This is a genomic window from Streptomyces spiramyceticus (assembly GCF_028807635.1).
In the GTDB taxonomy this organism is placed as follows: domain Bacteria; phylum Actinomycetota; class Actinomycetes; order Streptomycetales; family Streptomycetaceae; genus Streptomyces; species Streptomyces spiramyceticus.
Window position 1 is genome coordinate 1,889,171 of sequence record NZ_JARBAX010000002.1, and the last position, 16,094, is coordinate 1,905,264.

The following is a 16,094-nucleotide window of genomic DNA, read 5'->3' on the forward strand; positions in this document are numbered from 1 at the left end:
CAGCGGCCCCGTCGACGCCCTGTAGCTCAGCGGTACGCCTCTGCCCTCAGTCTTCTGGGTCCAGCCGTGTGTTGGCCTGTCCGGCTCTGGGGCTGCTACCGATCGTGACACCTGGGGCAAGGGGCGTGCGGGAGTGCCAAGTTGGCGTACGTATCAGCCGGGGGAGTGGGTGCCGTTGGCATGTGCACCGATTAGCCCTCTTCACTACTGATAGTAGTATTGGTGTTGCTGTACGTAGCCGGGAGTCTGGGTGTGTTCGCGGTCGGCCGCGTGGCCGAACCGTCCTCTTGGCGAAAGGAACACCATGCTCCGTGCTGCCCGTTCCCGTACGCGTCGTCTTGCTGTTGCCGCTGCTGCGTGCGCCGCGCTGTCCGTCGGCGCGTCCCTCGTCGCACCGGCGAGCGTGAGTGCCGCGCCGAATGTGAGCGTCTCGTGCTCAGCCTCCGGTACGACCCACTTCAGCCCCGGCGTGCAGCTGTGGCCGCGCCCGCAGCATGTCTCCTACCAGGGCCAGGACGGCCACTGCAACGACAACACCCAGGCCAGCATCGGTAGCGCGCGGATCACGGCCGACTTCGACGGTGTCACCCTCTCGTGCCTGTCCGGCGGCGGCACGGGCAGCGGCACGGGAACGATCGAGTGGACCACCACAGACGGCTACAGGCTGCGCAGCGTCGTCAACCTGACGATCGACCGCACCGTCCTCAACGACGCGACGGTGTCCGGCTACGTGACCGAGGGCCTGTTCAAGGGCCACGGCTTCAGCGGCACGTTCTCGACGAGCCTGTTCGGTGGCGTGGGCAAGTGCACCATCGGCGCCCCGTTCGGCGGCGTGAAGGAGGCCGCGTTCACCGGCGAATACAGCATCAACTGACCTGAACGGAAGCGCGAAAAGGGGGTGGGCACCAAACCGGTGCCCACCCCCTTTGCCGATCTTCCGCCACGGCTACACAGCTAGCCGAAGCGACGCAGCCGCCCGTGCCTCATCGTCAGATCGCTCCCAGTTCTGTCAGCACGGCGACGCGGTCGGCGGGGAGCTTGGCGCGGCGGCTGCGCTGGTTCGCCAGCCACACCCCCAGCTTCACCTCGTGCTCCTGGTCGTCATGCACGATCCGTTCGACATGCGCCCGGGAGACGCCCGTCAGCGTGCCCTCGCGGGTGAGGTAGGCGCGCGCCGCCGCGAGGCCGCGTTCCCACGCCGCCGCCCGGCCGCCGGCCTTCGGTCCGGCCGCCGCGACGGGCTCGGGGGCTGTGACGCCGAGGGTGCCCAGCCGCTCCTGCTGCGCCTGCGACAGCTCGCCCCACGTCTCGCGCTGCCTCTCCAGCCACCGCCCGACGTCCGCGCCCTGGACGGTCACCCCCGGGGTGATCTCATCGACCGCCGCGCCGCCGTCCACCACCAGCGCCCGCACGCCCGCATAGTGGCGCTGCCAGTCGATCGGCCAGTCCGGACACCAGTCCGGGTCGATCTCCGCGAGCTGCACGGCCCGCTCCGGGCTCAACGCGCCCGGACGGCGGCAGTTGGACAGCCACTGCCCGACAGGCCGCCCTATGGCCCCTGACGGCCCCTCCAGCGCCCGCGCAGCCTCACCGCCCGGCTCAGCCACCACCGCGCCGCGCGGAGCCGCCAACGTCCCGTACCGGCCCATGTACAGCCGCGCCGCCGCGAGGTTGTCCTGCCACTCCGCCTCCGCCGGGTCCCACACCATCCCCAGCCGCTCAAGCCGCGCCACCCGCCGCCCGTCAAGCTGCCCCGACGCGTACGCCGCCCGCTGCCGACGCACCCACCGCCCCAGCGGATACCCCTCCCACTCCGCGCCCAACGGCACCCGCAGATGCCCCTCCCGCGACGACCACAGCCGCGCCGCCCAGTACCCCCGCGTCCAGTCCTGCCGCTCAGTGTCGATCACCCGCAGCGAGACCAGCTCAGCGACAGCGGCCGGATCACGCGGAGACGAGAACCGCAGCAACATCCGGGACTCCTCCTCACCCTCCTCCGGCTCCGGACCAATCCACTCACCCATTTCACCCGGTGAGTTCTCCTGCGGAATAGCAAGCATTTCCACCGCGCGTTCATCGTGCGCCCGCAGACCTTCCAACACCTTTACCAGCGGCCGATACGACGCAGAGGTAACCATGTCGGACGGAACCTCATCCGGCCCAAGAAACACAGGCACGATCAAAGAAGCGACCTTTCCCACGTTCGGCTTCTGACGCAGCGCCCGCCCAATCGCCTGGACAATATCCACCGACGACCCCTTGGGATCCAAAAGCGCCACCGCATCCACCGCCGGACAATCCACGCCCTCACCCATAACCCGGCAGTTAGAAAGAACCGCACGGTGCGCCGTACCGCCGAATTGACCCAACACCGTTGCCCGGTAGTCCGATTCGTGCTCACCACGCAGCCACCCCGCCCACACCGACTTCGGGTACTTCTCCGAGTCGGAAGCGTGCAACTCCTTCGCTTTCTTCTCCAGCCCCTTACAGAAAGCCTCCGCCTCCACCGTGCGGTGATGAAAAGTAATGATCTTCTGCAACCCGTGCTCGGCAGCCGTCCGCAGCAACGCCGCTTGCAGCGCACCCAGCCGCAGACCGCGAACCTCCTCCTCCCGCGCCTCCGGCCCCGACAGCCGCTCAGGCGTCACCACCGGGTCACGCACCTCCACAACGAGGATCTGATACCGGGCCAGCAACCCCAGGCTGATGGCGTCCGCCAAACCCAGCTCGTACACGATCGGCCCGAACACCTCCGGGTCATCCATCGAGCACGCCAACTCGGCCGGCAACCGATCGCGTACCCCTTCCCGCACCTCCGAGCTCGGCGGACGCTCCCGCCAGACCCGAGGCGTCGCCGTGAAATACAACCGCCGCGCCGCCGGAATCTCCGACTGATGATGAATCGCCGCCCAAGCCTTCCCCAAACTCCCCGACGTCCGGTGCGCCTCATCAACAACCACGAGATCTGACAAATCCGTTAGTGATCACTACGTGAGCGATGCGCCCGGCCTGGGGATCTAGTGATCGTTTCGGGATTCTTTGCTGTGGCGTGGTGTGTGCCTGAGCTGGGGTTTCCGGTTGAGGTTCGGAAGCTGGCAAGGCTCTGAAGTGCAAGTTCAGTGATCTTCTCGGAATGTAGTGATCAATGCGGGATTCCCTTATCGCTGTGTGGTTCAGGTGATCGGTCTGTGCTGGTCAGGGGACTGTCGGGTCGTGGCTGAGTGGCGGAGGCAGGGCGAGTGCGTGGCCTTCCGGGTCGCTGCAGAGCTGACCGAGCTGTGTCGGCTTGCTACGAGGAAGTCGTTCTTCGGTACCGATGGCCCGGATCGATCCCGATCAAGAGGCAGGCTGCGAAGGTGCTCAGCCAAGGTGCTCAGCCAGGGCCAACCCGCGTCTGTAGTCTCGTTCGTCGCCGTTTCCCGGTCGGATGTCAGTGCCCGCTTCTAGTCTTTCCGCCATGACATCAGCGATGCCCAAACGGCCGGTCTGTGAACTTCCGGGCGATCCCGCCCGTCTTCACCTCCACTACAGCCATGGACATCCCGCAGTGCCGTACGACTACGAGGACACCTTGGAACCCTGGCACGTCGCGGTCACTTACGGGACGGCGGGCGACGAGGAGTGGGAAGACGAGGAAGAAGGGGACGGCGACGCTCCGGCCGCAGGGAGCGAGATCGGCCACCTCATCCTGTGGAGGCTGCGTGACTACACCGGCGAAAACCGGTGGGAGGCGGCGGACGCCGAATCCGGCGATCTCGAGGTCATTGTCTCCGCCGTTCTTGGCCGTTCCGGACGCGCGGGCTACAGCGCCGCGTTCGAGAAGGCGGTCCAACATCCTGTCGGCGATCTGCTGATCCTCGACCGGGTCAGCCTGGACAAGGCGTGGAGGGGTTTCGGGCTGGGCCCGGCGCTGGCCGTCGAGGCGATCCGCCGCCTGTCCGGGGGCTGTTGCGCGGTAGCGGTCTATCCCGGCATGGGCGAGTACCCCGAAGACCGCGAGCAGGTCACCGAGGCCTATCGGCTCAAGGCGAAGAAGAAGATCGCCGCGCTGTGGGAGAGCATCGGCTTCCAGCCCTTCCGCCACGGGGTATGGCTCCTGGACACCGCCCTGCGCCGACCGGAGGAGCTCATGCAGGCCCGCCGCGCTCAACTGCGCGCGCTCGGCACGGCCTTCCAGCAGCCTGCTTCAGCCTGAAAGCGGCCCCGGCGGACGCCACGGCTGGGCAGTCAGACGGCACCGGGTCGTGCCGGCGAGGTCGCGTACGGTCCGGCGTTTCCTGCGAGCGCCGCATCCCGCGGATGACACGAGTAGCGAAGACGAAGGACAGAGGGGGAGGGGGGAACGATGGGGGAGAGGCAGCCGGTGGACGAGGACATCCAGGATGCGCTGGACTGGGCACGGCAGCGTCTTGAGGAACTAGGCGTTTTCGCAACGGAGGACGGCCTGCGGTGGGCAGCGGCCCACGGGCTTGTTCTGTCCGTGTGGCGCAACGGCCCGATTGAGGATGCGCATGCCTCCCGGCCGACCAGCCGGCGCAAGGCATTGCACGACGGGACGATGTTCGCCCGTAACACCTGGCTCACCCGGCAGGCATTCGACGTCCTGGGCTCCGATGACCGGTTCCGTCTCTATGCGCTGGAGGATCTGGTCCTGGACCGGGACATGGTCTGGCCGGGATGCGAGGGGACCCTGACGGACTTCGGCTGGGGATTCCTCGGAGAGATCAAGAAGCAGGTGAAGCAGCGTATCGACATGTTCAGGCACTTCGAGAAGAGACTGCCGCCGGACGACTTCCTCGTCTTCGCCGGCGCTCCCCGGGTCGGGACCTGCGATGACCATTACGGTATGCCGAAATGGCCGGCCTGCGTGGAAGCGGCGATGCGACGGCTGCGCGGCGAGGACGAGGAGTTTTTTCACGAGTGGGGTGACTTGACGACCCGTATCGGTCCCGTTCCCGCTCCCGTCACCGCGGACCTTGAGACAACCCGGAAACTGCTGCTGGAGTCGCCGTGGGAACTGGGCGCCGAGAACCTGAACTGGTTCGCCTGGAACCCGGTCCTGCAACCACCTGGCACGACACAGTAGGCGCGGCGGCGCACGGCCGCCAGATACAGCGATAGCGAGATCGCGCGGAGAATCTACTCCCAGAGTGCCAGCACGTCATGTCTCGCAACTTCCGTAATGCACCCCTGCGGTGGTCGAGGGCACGGTGGCTGCTGTTCTGTGCGTGCGAGTCGGCGCGGCCGCCAGGCGGCGAGCTGGGACGGCCTCGAGGTCAGACCAGGCCTACTCCCGTATGCGGTTGCGAGCTGGAGCGCCGGAGCGGGCCGGTGCCGGACCGGAAATCCTGCCCGTATGTCAGTGGCGGTGACGACACTTGGTCCATGACGCTTGACCGTGCCGATCTGGCACCGCTGTTGCTGGTCCCTTCCGGATCGGCGTTCAACCCCATGGTGTTGGACCGGCTGACGCTGCTTCCTGTCCTCGACGCCAATGCGCTGCTGGTCGAAGCCTGCTCTCTGGCCAAGCACGGCCGCCGGCAGGACCGGGTCACCGCGCTGGCCAGCACCGGCCGCGCCACCCCGTATATCGCCGCGCACGTCCCTGGCGAAGTCGACGAACACCTGGCCAAGATGGCCGACCAGTTCACGGTGGCGGAGCGTCAGGCACGCCGCGTACTCGATCAGCAGATCTGGCCCGCCCTTCGGGTGGTCGACCTGGAGATCCGTGATCACCTGTCCTGGCGGACCCGTCACATCCTGCGGGTCGTCGGGAGATGCCGCTGAAGTACCGGGGCGACCCGGACGACGCACCCACGATGGCGCTCGCAGAGTTCCTTGGACCGTGCGTCATCGTCTCCCAAGACAGTGTCTTCGAGCGCTTCGGATTCGCCGTCATTGAGTGGATCCCCGTCGCCCAGAGCGTGCTGCGCCTGGCCGGCCTGGAGGCCACCGCCGCGAACGCGCTGGTACTCATCGAGCTAGCACTCCGGCTGCTCGGCGCGGGCGCCCACCGCCTGGCGGGCCTCGCCGCGCACAACCCGCTTGCCGCATCAGCCGCTGTGGGCGGACTGCTGTGGTGGTGCTACCACCGCGGCTACCTGACCCGCGACAACTGGCGGCGGACTCTCTCGCGGATGGGGGATGCGACAATGCCGTTGCTGGAATTGGCTGAAGCCGGGATGACCGAGCACCAGACGCTCAATGACTCGCTTCTGGTGGTAGAGCCCCCGGCCTACCCGACCAGCGAGCAGCTGGCCGCCCGCTACCTCGCACGCTGTGGCCGGCCCCTGACGCCCGGCGAACTGCGTGACGCGCTCGCCCGACGCGGCCACACGATCTCCGCCGCGCAGTTGAAGCGCGACATGCTCACCCACCGCGCGTTCATTCGCGCCCCCGGCGACCTGTGGACCGTCGGCCGCCCGGCGCAGGGATAACGGATCGTGTTCGGAGAACGGAGCCGGACGGCCAGGGCATCCCATAACTCCCATACGGTGCGCCCGTGGTGGTGCTTGGGGGGGCGCCTCGTACAGGTCCAGGGCGGGGCGGCGGATTAGGCCGGTGCGGTGGCTGTCCGGCAGCGCGGTCAGGGTGGAGACCTCTGACTGCACACCTGCTCACTGTCGCCGTCATGGTGTGAGCGGGCGGCGGCGTTGATGTGCAGCAGGGTGGGCGTCATGGTGCTGGTCGGCGCGGGCAGATCCAGCGCCCGCTGCTGGCTCTCGAACGCGCGATGGGTGTCTGCGAGCCCGTTAGGCAATTTCTTTCGGATCAGTTTGCTGACCAGATGAAGATGGCGGCGAGTTGATCCGGAAGAAGCGGCCCGGGTTCCTGAACCGCGCGGCCAGAGTCCTACTCCGCGTAGATCTCGACGTGGAACTTCAGGCCAGGGTTCGGCTGGGACCAGAACCGGAGTCGGGCCGACGACTCGCCCACGCCACCCTCGACGCACCCACGATCGCGCTCCGTGCCGCCGGCGCCGACCTCGACGCATCACCGACGGCGTTTTCGCCGCGGCCACGGCGACGGCGAACAAGCCGACGCCGGCCGTGCGCCCCCGTGCGCAGGTCATCGGTTGACGAGGGTCTGCCGATCAGAATTCGAACACTCGCCTGGAGTCAGACGGAAGATCGTCTGTCGTGCCTTCGTAGAAGCCGAGGCCGCCGCAACCGGGGCACGTCTCCAATGTGCAGACCGATTCGTCCCCACCGACCGGGACCGAAACCTTCTTCGTGCCTTCGCAGTCGCCACACTCGAACCAGACCTCTCCGTCGAGGCCGTAGTCGATCTCTCGGTACACGCACTCCATGCACACGTCACCTTTGTACGTCTCGGCGTAGCCGGTGCCCTCATACTCGAAGTTGAGCGACTCTCGCGTGTTCGCAGCGCTGAAATTGTCGCCGCACCTAGCGCACTTCTTCACCCGCGTATCGTACTGGCCCCGTGCGCAGGTCATTGGCCGATTCGGTCATCTAGATCATGAGTCATCTAGATCATGAACCGTGCCCACTCATCGCCGGTACGCCAGTGCCTGTCGTCGGCGATCCAACTGGGTCCGGTAACTACCCTCCGGACGTCCTCGCTGTAGATCTCGTCCCCCCAAAGCCTCCCCGGCCCGTCGCCGCTGAGTGGGGCCACCTCATGAAAGTAGTTGGCGATCGGCAGCAGTCGCGGCTCCTCCCACGCCAGGCGTCGCATGAGGCCCGTCATGAAAGCCATCAGAGGCGTCACCCTCTTCTCCCGAACCATGTGTGTCAGCGCATAAGCCTCGGGAATCTGGATGTGTTCTTCGATCTTGCTCCAGTCGCCTGTCCGCATCCCACGGGCGACCCACGGCATCTTCACGGGCAACCAGGTGCCAAGGTCCGCCACGCACACCATGTCCAGCATCTCCCGCGGGTGACCTAGCTCCTGGATGCCCTTGTACAGGGCCTTCTCCACGTTGCGAAGCGGGTCGGAATCCTCCTCCTTCCAGTCGTGCGAGTGCGCCAGGACGCCGTAGATAGGCGTACCGAACAGCTCTCGATAAGGTGTCCCGCCCCTCGGCGCCGTGATCCTCCGCACGATGGCGGCAGTGCGTGCAGCCTCGGCTAGATGCTTGGCCTTCAGCGTGTTCTTGCACTCGAAGGCCGCCACCACGCCGTCGGCGAGGTAGGTCTTCACCTCGCTGTCCACCAGGAACTTCGGGTAGTAGGGCGAGAGGATCAACACGTCGATCTGCGGACTGATCTCGGGCGAGCCGTGCGGGTCCCCTCCACGGTGCTTGGCGCTGAGGATTCGCCCCTTGGTCACGACGTGATAGCCCTCGGGAAGCGAGTGTTCCAGCACGATGCGAGCCCAGTTAGCCTCGCCCTCGTCACCGGACGTGCCGTGGTCGTCGTTTCGCTTGCGGATGCGCTGATACTCGGTCGCCAGCCGGGCTGCGGTCTGCTCGAAAAAGTCTTCCAGGTCGTGAGTGCCCACGAAATGCCCCCTGACGTCATCTCGGCTCTCGGGTGCCCTCAAGTGGCTCCGGCCGTCCCCCACACAAGACAGTCGGCCCGGCGGTACTGCCCCTGGGGATCCCCCGGGCGCCGGGTCTGACCCACGCACGTCATATCGGCGCGGGCTGGCACCAACCCTAATTGAAAGGGCTGACAGGTGGGCTCCGCATACGGCCTCGGCCCCGACTGCGATTTCGCAGTGGGCAGCGCCCCAGAGGACATCGCCGGACTAGCCGACACCTGGCTGATCAGGTCGCTTGAAGGCTTCCTGTGGCGCCTGGACAGCTGGGTCCACGGGGGCGCGGCGTTGTGTGGAGTAGGGGCTCAGTGCTGGCTTTGGACGAGGTCCTCGAGGGTGAGTGCGACGCGTTGCCGGTTTGCGTCGAAGCCGAACATGAGGGTGGGGCGGTTGAGGGCGTCGGACTTGGACTGGTAGCGGAACTGCAGGATCTGTCCACACATCTGCCCCACGTCGGACATCAGCCCGTCCTGGCAGGTGGCCAGGACGGTGATGCCGTGATCCTGGGCGGCGTCCCGCAGCGCGGCGATGACTTCGCGCCGGTGCTCGGCACCGAGTGAGTCGCCCAGTTCGTCCAGGATCAAGACGCGCCCTTGGGGGTCGGGTGCCGCGAGCAGGGCGGCGAGGACGAGATGGATGGAGAAGAGCTTCTCCTGGGCGGTGTTGGTGGGCGCGTCGTAGTCCAGCAGCGGGCCGCTGGGGTTGCGCCGCCACCGGGGCACGACGTGGCAGACCCACTGGTCCTCGGCCGCGGTTGGTGCAGTGATGTCGTATTGCAGGTCCGCGCCGTAGCCCCGGTCTTTCGCATCCAGGCTGTTGAGGGTGCTGCTGATGCGGTCCAGGGCGCTCTGGACCCGTTCCTGGATGGACTCCTGGGTCTCGGTGAGGGCGTAGCGGGACTCCTCGACCACGCCTTGGAGGAAAGTGTGTTCCTCCTCGCGTTCCTTGCGCTTTGCCTCCACCTGTTCCCGGGCGCCTGCGTCGCGTGCCTCGTTGTCCTGAAGCCATGTGTCCAGTGCGCGCAGTGAGGTGCGGAAGATCCGTCCGGCGGGGTCGGGTGTGCCCGCCTCGTGGTGGCGAAGTGCGTCCGCGAGTTCCTGGGTGGCAACTCCGGTTGCGGCGCTGTCTGCGGCCAGCCCGGTGAGCGCGGCGGCCAGCCGGACTCGCCCCTCTGTATCCAGGACGGCGCTGGTCCGGCGCTCGGCCTCATGCGCGGGATCGCGCTGGGTGACGGAGCGGGTGTCGGCCTGGTCGTCGGGGTCGGCGTCGGGGTCCTGTTCAGGTAGCACGGCCCAGTTCAGCGTGATCAGTGCGTCGTCCGGGGAACCGGTCCAGTCGGTCCTCGCCTGTTCGGCGGACGGGCCGGATTCCATCTCCCGGAGTGCGTCGCGTTTGCGTTCGGCTCCCTCGATCTTTCTGCGCAGCCCGCCCAGGGCTGCGGCGAGCACGTCGGCGCGGCCCTGGGCCGTATCGAAGTCCACCTTGGCCTGATGAGCGGCGGCCGACGCGACGTCCGCGGTGCTCTGCAGGTCCGGAAGGGCCTTCAGCTGGTCTGCGAGTGTTTGTTCCAGCGTCTGGATCTTAGGCACCAGACGCTTGGCGAGGCCGGACGCGTTGGCCCGCTCGATGTCGCTCTTCAGCTCGATGATCCGCCGGCGGTGCAGGTCGGCCGCTCCGGCGAGGTCCTTCCGCAGGTTCTCGGCGTCGTGCAGTTGGCGCTGCAGGTGGGCGCATATGTCCGCCTGTCCGGCGATGGGCTGCTCGAAGCCGCCCATGACGTGGACGCCCAATGCGGGCAGCGACGCGTGGGGAGGGCGGTCCACCCGTGTCGAGTGGGCGAGCGCGTGCAGGAACGGCACGGCGAGCGGGTCGGTGCTGTGGATACCGTCGGGCACCGATCGCGTGTCGGACAGGGGCACGAAGCCGGCCGGGGCAGGCGGGGTCGGGCCGGTGATGAGCAGTGCCCCCGGATGTGCCGCTACCGCCTCAGCGGCGCGCTCCAGGTCGCCGGGTGCGATGCACACGGCGTCTCTCCAGGGAGCGAGGCGGGCCTCCCAGTTGAGACGTGCGTGCGCGTGGACGCGGGTGGCGGCCATCAGCCCGACGGCTTCCACCTTTTCCGACAGCAGGGTCCGCAGGACGGTGGCTGCCGCACCGGTCCTGCCCTCACGGGCTTCGGTGAGTTCCTCCCCCAGGGCTTCGACGCGGCTGGTCGCCCCGCTGAGTTCCGCGAGCTTCGCGACCTGCTTGCCCTCGTGGTCGCTCACCAGGGCGGCGAGTTCGCCGGGTGGGGGCCCGGCGTAGCCTTCGGCGCGATCACTGGCGTGCCGGTGGTCTTCCTCGGCCCGGCCTAGGTCGCCCCGCAGCTTGCCCTCCGCGCGGTTCGCGTCCGCCAGAGCCTGGTCGGCGGCTGTCTTGTCCAGCAGCGCCTGCGCGAGGACGTTCCGCAGTTGGCCGGTGTTGCGGGCCTGCTCCAGTTCTGTCTTCGCCTCCCCGTGCTGCTGGGCCAGGATGACCAGGTCGTGGTCGACGGCGGCGAGTTGCGCGGTGATGCGCTGGGCCCGGATCTGTGCGTCCACCAGGGCCCGGGCTCGGGCGGAGCGGCGGAAGTCGGATGCGCGTGCTGTCTCGCGCCTGGCGCGGGTCCTGGCGTCGACGGAGTGCAGGATCGCGTCTTCCGCCCGATGGGACGCCTTTCCCTGCTTGATCTTCTCCTCCAGGTCCGCCTGGGTTTGTGCCAGGGCTTTACGTGCCGCGACATCGTTGGACAAAATGGCGGCCCTGCCGGTCAAGGAGAGCAGTGCATCGCCGATCTGGGCGGGGTTGAAGTTGCCTGCGTCGAGCTTGAGCAGCGAGGGGCGCGACCGTATGCCTCCGCGGGTTGCGATGTAGGCCAGCAGTCTGGGGGCGCGGCCGTAGAGGGCTTCGGCGTACTCGGTGGGGCCCAGAGGCTTTCCGCCGAGTCGGCGGAAGAAATCCGGGGCCCGCTCGTGGCGCTCGCGGTCCTCGCCCTCCAGGAGCAGGTGGACTCCATGCCGGTGGCGTACCTCGATGTGCTGCGGTTTGGCGGATATCTGCAGCCAGACGGTGTGGGCGGTGGCTTGCGGGTCCTGCGGTTCAGCGAAGACACCCACGACGTAGCCGACATGGGCCGGTCCGTGCCGGTCGGGGGAGGCCCCGGCGGTGACCGGTTCGAACAGCAGCTTGCGTGCGTGGATTGACCCGCCCGCGGACATGCGCCATTCGGGGTCGCCGAGCAGCAGTGCGAGGGCGGCAAGGAAGCTCGTCTTGCCGGACTCGTTGGAGTCCTTGGGCCCGCGCCCGGTCACCGCGACGAAGGTGCCGGGGATGACGGCGACCGGGTGCGCGGTCAGCCGGGCGATGTCGAACGTCTGCACGGCGATCAGTTGCCGGGTGCCGATCACGCCGCGCTTTGCGCGGACCGTCGGGCTGTTCTGGTCGCTCACGGGCGGTCCGTCTCCTCGTTGTCGTGGACGCGGTCACCCGTTGGGGGCTGCGCAGGGGTGCTGCCGCGTCGGCGCACGATGGCGGCAGCCAGGTGCCCATCCGGGCGGCCGACCAGGATCAGGTCCTCCCAGAGCAGCGCGCTGCGGTGTTCGGGCAGGCGCTCCAGGGCCGGGCCGGGGATGTAACGACCGGTCGTGGTCTCGGCGACCAGGCCCGCTGCCCGCAGGCCGCGCAGGGCGGCATTGATCGCGACCTTGGGTATTTCGCGGTTGGTGGCGAGTTCCTGGAGGGTGACGGAGTGCGGTTCACCGGTCCACCGGCTGTGCCGGTGCCGGCCCCGTGCGCGAGGGATCGCCACGGTGCGAAGCAGGACCAGGGCCAGCACGGCCCGTTCCGTGTCGGTGAGCGTGCCCGTGCCCTCCTGTACCAGTGCGTCGGCGGCGGGGTCGGTGTAGCCGGTGGTCCAGTTGCCGTCCGCGGTCTGCATGAGCTGGCGCCCGCACGGCAGCAGCGCTGCTTCGGCCAGTGCGCGGACCGCAGGGTCCGTCAGCGCGGGCAGGTCGCCACGAGGAACGGTGCGGCGCGAGGTCTCCAATGTGGCGACCGCAGAACGCACCGCGTGGTGGTCGAACGTGTCGGGCACATGGTCCTCGTCAACCGGGACCGTGTGGGCAGAGGCAGGCTGGGCCCGGCCCGGCCCGGCGGGGGATCCGTCCTCGGCCAGGACTGGCAGCAGGTGGTGCCCCCGGCGAAGACCCCCCACCGTGGTCCCGGGCAGCGCCGCGACCGCAGGTCCCAGCCGCAGTTCGCTGGCGCTCGCGGTGATCAGCCCTGCGCTGGGCAGCGTTCGGTCAAGGGCCCGCTCGACGGACTCGCGGTCGGCGCCCAGCCCCACGCAGAGCTCCAGAATCCGGGTGCGCTGGAACGGCAGACCGGGGAAGGGCGCGCGTTCGGGCTCGGGCCACGCCGCCCGCAGGCACACCGCCCACACCAGGGTGGGAATGGGAGGAAGACCGAGTCGCGAGGCCTGCACCGAGGGGTTCGGGGACGGGGCCGACTCGCCGTCCCAACCCAGGACCAGGGCGTCCGATGCCTGTGGGCCACCAGTGATGCGCACAATTCGGCGCCCAACCCGTGCCGCTGCGGCCGCCGCCGCCGCAAGCACGGGCCCGGGAACAGCAGCGGGCACCACCTGGCACACACGCAACCGCCCCAGCAGCAGCGCAGCCTGGAAGGCGACCTCGTGATCGCGACCGTCCTGCTCGGGCTCAGCGCTGCTCATACGTCCCGCCCCGTGGAGGCGGGGTGGGGCGGAGACGGTGTGCGGCGCAGGCGAAGCGAGTGCAGGTAGGTGACGCTCGCCTGCGGGTCGGCCAGCAGCCCGTCCTGGACCGTCACGGTGTACGGCTCCGCCGGATCATCACTCAGCGCCAGCACATCGGTGATGATCGCCGCAGCCGACGGCCAGCCCGCCTCATACAGGGCCGCGGTCAGGTCGGCCTCCTCCGCACCGGCCAGCAACTCGTCGGCCAGCAGCCGGCGGCGCCCATGCGCCCGCTCGTACGCCTCCTCGGCCCGCCTCAGCGCACCGTCACCCTCTCCGTCGCTGTCGTCGTCCGGCAGCGGCGGACGCACCCGCACCCGCGAGCGAGGAGCGAAGCCCTCCACCGTCTCGAAAAGCGACGACGCCTCGATCCACACCGCGGGCATGTCCGCGACCAGCGCGCCACCCACCCGCGACAGCAGCGCGACGTCACCCTTGAACGCGGCATCGGTGTACTCGGCGACCGTCAGGACATCGAAGTTGAGGCTGTCACCAGCCTGCTCCACGACCTTGTCGGCAGCCGCCATGAGCTGCTGGCGGTAGAACTGTTCCGCCTCGATGAGCGCGGCGGCGGCCTCCTCCAGCGCCCATTGCCCGCGGAACCGTTCGGTGACGAGCTTGTTCAGGTCAGCGACCTGGCGGGTGAAACCCTGGTGGTCGTGCTGACGCTGGGACTGCATCAGCTCCGCCGGTGTCCCGATTGCGACCTGGCGCTGCAAGTCCAGGGCGAATACGCGCAGGGCATTGCGGCACGACACCAGGTAGTCCAGTGCGGCGTCCGGGTCCGGACGGCTGCGGTCGAACACCGACCTGGCCCGGTCCAGCAGCAGGATCAACTCGTCCACCCCGCCATGCTCGGCGAGCCGCTCCGCGGCCAGCGCCCCCGCCAGCCCGGCCGGGCGCACCACGTAGCGGTCATGGTGCGACTTGAGGATGTACGGCTCGAGGAACCCCAACTGGGTCAGCACGCCCAGTCGCCGACTGACCAGGTCCTGCGACCAGCCCTGCGCGTTGCCCACCAGCGCTTCCAGGACCTCAGCGCGGGTCAGGCCCTGGGACCCGGAATGTTCCGCGAACACGTTGAGGATCGCGACCGCAAGCCTCGCCACCTCCGGGTGCCGGGCCACCGCCCCGGCGTCCTCGGCCACCGGGGCCATGAAAGCACGCCAGTTGGCCAGCCGGACAGCCGCTTCAAGACCAGCCCCGTCACCCTCGTCACCGAACGTGATCTGCTCAGCCATCAGCCGGAACCCGGCCCAACAGCGCGGCCAGGTCCGGCAGCACCTTCTCGTGCAGCGGCTCCTGCTCCACAGACTCCCCGCTCTCAGCGATCACCGCCGCCAGGGCCCGCAAGTCGACCGGGCCCTCGGCCGCCATCCGCGCGGCCAGCGCCCTCGCCTTCGAGTACATCCCCGGCTTCTGCTGGCGGTAGGGGCCAGCGCGCCACAACTCGACGTCCATGCCCACCGCGTGGACGCTGCGCCCCAACCGCCGCGAGAGGTCATCGACGATCGCGATCCCGTCCGCGTCCAGATCCCCCCAGATCGCCAGACGAGCCGGGCGCAGCCACTGCAGCAGCGAGACCAACTGGTTCGCGACGTAACCGTGCCCCCAGATGCACAGCCATTGGGAGGTGATGTCCGCCATCGCACACACACGCTCGAACGTGTCGGAGTTCTCCACCAGGAACACCCCGTGCGCTCCATACTCCACCTCACCGACCAGCCGAAGTGCCCCGGCCGGCAGCGCCACCCAGGGGTTGGCCACCGAGGCATCGGCCGCCACCGGGCCGATCCGCCAGCTCAACGGCCCCCGGACACGGATGTCCACGTCGGCCTCGTCCAGGGCGCGGTCGAAGCTGATCGCGACCAGGTTCTCGAAGGCCGCCTGCCGCGCCGGCCTCCACATCTTCGAACCCCCCAAAGCCATGCCCGCCAACGCCTTGGCTGTCATCCGCTGCCCGGCCCGATGACGGGGCCACCAATACGAGGCGGCCCGCAGCGCCGCTTCGTAGGCCGACCAGGCCTCGGTCGCGGTGGCCGTGCCCGCGGGAACACGAAGTGGAGAACCGGTCTGGCACCGGATCAGCAGTTCCCGCTCCCGCCCCAGTTCCTCGACGCCCTCCATCAGCGCGAGCAATTCCCCCCGTACCTCGTCGGGGTCGCGCTGCCCCCGCAGGTCCTGCAGCAGTTCCTCGGCCTGTAGCGCCCAGGAATGCGACAGGTACCACCGCTGCGGCCCGACGATTTCCAAGTCGTCGTCGACGTCACAGCGCAACACCACGCCCCCGCAGCGCACCAGCGCAAGGGCGACGTCCATCGACTGGGCGCCGAACCGGGCCACCACTGTCGCCCAGGACCGGCGCCCCACGGTCAGCACCCAGATCAGATCGCGCGCACCGAGGTGCTGCGGCGGCCGGTAGGCGGGCTGCGCCGCGACGGCGACCAGGTCCGCTTCCGTGATGTCCAGGAGCCTGCGGCGATTGCGAGGTGCGCGATTCGCGCCGTCGCGCCGCACCGGAACGGACAGTGCCTGGGTGCCCTCCGGGACCCCGGTCACGGGCACCGGGACACGCCCCTCAGCCTCGCTGAACAGCAGGTTCACCGCGCCCGTCGTTCCAGTCACATAGCCCCCCCACGGACCTCGCCTGCGTCTTGCTTCGTACGCACATTGCCACAAAGGCGGCCGTGAATCGGTGGGAATCTCACGATGAGAGAGCCGCCTGGTACGGGCGCAAGCTGGCAGGCAACCAGTCCACCGGGCCGTGTTGGGCAGGGCAGTCTGCCGCCTGTGGGCCGAT

12 protein-coding genes are annotated in these 16,094 nt (G+C 68.6%); 5 read left to right on the plus strand and 7 right to left on the minus strand.

Annotated features, from left to right (window positions below; translation table 11 throughout):
- Positions 1-304 precede the first annotated feature (304 nt).
- Positions 305-874, plus strand: coding sequence for a hypothetical protein (locus PXH83_RS32165; protein ID WP_274565112.1), 570 nt, complete (start codon positions 305-307; stop codon positions 872-874).
- Positions 875-989: 115 nt separating this feature from the next.
- Here the strand turns inward: PXH83_RS32165 and PXH83_RS32170 are convergent, their stop codons facing one another.
- The gene (locus tag PXH83_RS32170) at positions 990-2,972 is read right to left on the minus strand and encodes a helicase associated domain-containing protein (protein ID WP_274565114.1); all 1,983 of its coding nucleotides are present in this window, start codon (positions 2,970-2,972) and stop codon (positions 990-992) included.
- A 485-nt stretch (positions 2,973-3,457) separates the two neighbouring features.
- On the opposite strand from PXH83_RS32170, the gene PXH83_RS32175 reads away from it, so the two are divergent.
- The 4 genes from PXH83_RS32175 (at position 3,458) to PXH83_RS32190 (ending at position 6,437) form a co-directional block, all read left to right on the plus strand.
- Positions 3,458-4,195, plus strand: a complete 738-nt coding sequence (locus PXH83_RS32175; protein WP_274565116.1) for a hypothetical protein — start codon at positions 3,458-3,460, stop codon at positions 4,193-4,195.
- 150 nt (positions 4,196-4,345) lie between these two features.
- Positions 4,346-5,086 carry a hypothetical protein gene (locus tag PXH83_RS32180; protein WP_274565117.1) on the plus strand — a complete coding sequence of 247 codons (741 nt, stop codon included), beginning with the start codon at positions 4,346-4,348 and terminating at the stop codon, positions 5,084-5,086.
- A 299-nt stretch (positions 5,087-5,385) separates the two neighbouring features.
- A complete protein-coding gene (locus tag PXH83_RS32185; RefSeq protein ID WP_274565118.1) occupies positions 5,386-5,787 on the plus strand; it encodes a hypothetical protein in 402 nt (133 codons plus the stop codon).
- Positions 5,778-6,437: a hypothetical protein gene (locus PXH83_RS32190; protein ID WP_274565119.1), complete on the plus strand. Its 660-nt coding sequence runs from the start codon at positions 5,778-5,780 to the stop codon at positions 6,435-6,437. Before PXH83_RS32185 ends, PXH83_RS32190 begins: the two co-directional genes overlap by 10 nt.
- Positions 6,438-7,093: 656 nt before the next feature.
- Here PXH83_RS32190 and PXH83_RS32195 read toward each other — a convergent pair.
- From PXH83_RS32195 to PXH83_RS32220, 6 genes are all read right to left on the minus strand, one after another.
- On the minus strand, positions 7,094-7,423 hold the full coding sequence (locus PXH83_RS32195; protein ID WP_274565120.1) for a hypothetical protein: 330 nt from the start codon (positions 7,421-7,423) through the stop codon (positions 7,094-7,096).
- Between the two features lie 65 nt (positions 7,424-7,488).
- Positions 7,489-8,463: a DUF6602 domain-containing protein gene (locus PXH83_RS32200; RefSeq protein ID WP_274565121.1), complete on the minus strand. Its 975-nt coding sequence runs from the start codon at positions 8,461-8,463 to the stop codon at positions 7,489-7,491.
- Positions 8,464-8,807: 344 nt separating this feature from the next.
- Complete coding sequence (locus tag PXH83_RS32205) at positions 8,808-11,969, minus strand: hypothetical protein (RefSeq protein ID WP_274565123.1); 3,162 nt, start codon at positions 11,967-11,969, stop codon at positions 8,808-8,810.
- Positions 11,966-13,252 (minus strand): hypothetical protein, encoded by a 1,287-nt coding sequence (locus PXH83_RS32210; RefSeq protein WP_274565125.1) that lies wholly within the window; start codon positions 13,250-13,252, stop codon positions 11,966-11,968. Before PXH83_RS32210 ends, PXH83_RS32205 begins: the two co-directional genes overlap by 4 nt.
- A complete protein-coding gene (locus PXH83_RS32215; protein ID WP_274565126.1) occupies positions 13,249-14,535 on the minus strand; it encodes a hypothetical protein in 1,287 nt (428 codons plus the stop codon). The genes PXH83_RS32210 and PXH83_RS32215 overlap by 4 nt, the downstream gene beginning before the upstream one ends.
- On the minus strand, positions 14,528-15,919 hold the full coding sequence (locus PXH83_RS32220) for a Wadjet anti-phage system protein JetD domain-containing protein (RefSeq protein WP_274565127.1): 1,392 nt from the start codon (positions 15,917-15,919) through the stop codon (positions 14,528-14,530). The genes PXH83_RS32215 and PXH83_RS32220 overlap by 8 nt, the downstream gene beginning before the upstream one ends.
- Between the last annotated feature and the right edge of the window lie 175 nt (positions 15,920-16,094).

Excerpts from the sequence above, each read along its gene's own strand:
- PXH83_RS32165 (WP_274565112.1), top strand. The coding sequence starts at position 305 with ATGCTCCGTGCTGCCCGTTCCCGTACGCGTCGTCTTGCTGTTGCCGCT.
- PXH83_RS32190 (WP_274565119.1), top strand. The coding sequence starts at position 5,778 with ATGCCGCTGAAGTACCGGGGCGACCCGGACGACGCACCCACGATGGCG.
- PXH83_RS32180 (WP_274565117.1), top strand. The coding sequence starts at position 4,346 with ATGGGGGAGAGGCAGCCGGTGGACGAGGACATCCAGGATGCGCTGGAC.
- PXH83_RS32175 (WP_274565116.1), top strand. The coding sequence starts at position 3,458 with ATGACATCAGCGATGCCCAAACGGCCGGTCTGTGAACTTCCGGGCGAT.
- PXH83_RS32210 (WP_274565125.1), bottom strand. The coding sequence starts at position 13,252 with ATGAGCAGCGCTGAGCCCGAGCAGGACGGTCGCGATCACGAGGTCGCC.
- PXH83_RS32185 (WP_274565118.1), top strand. The coding sequence starts at position 5,386 with ATGACGCTTGACCGTGCCGATCTGGCACCGCTGTTGCTGGTCCCTTCC.
- PXH83_RS32215 (WP_274565126.1), bottom strand. The coding sequence starts at position 14,535 with ATGGCTGAGCAGATCACGTTCGGTGACGAGGGTGACGGGGCTGGTCTT.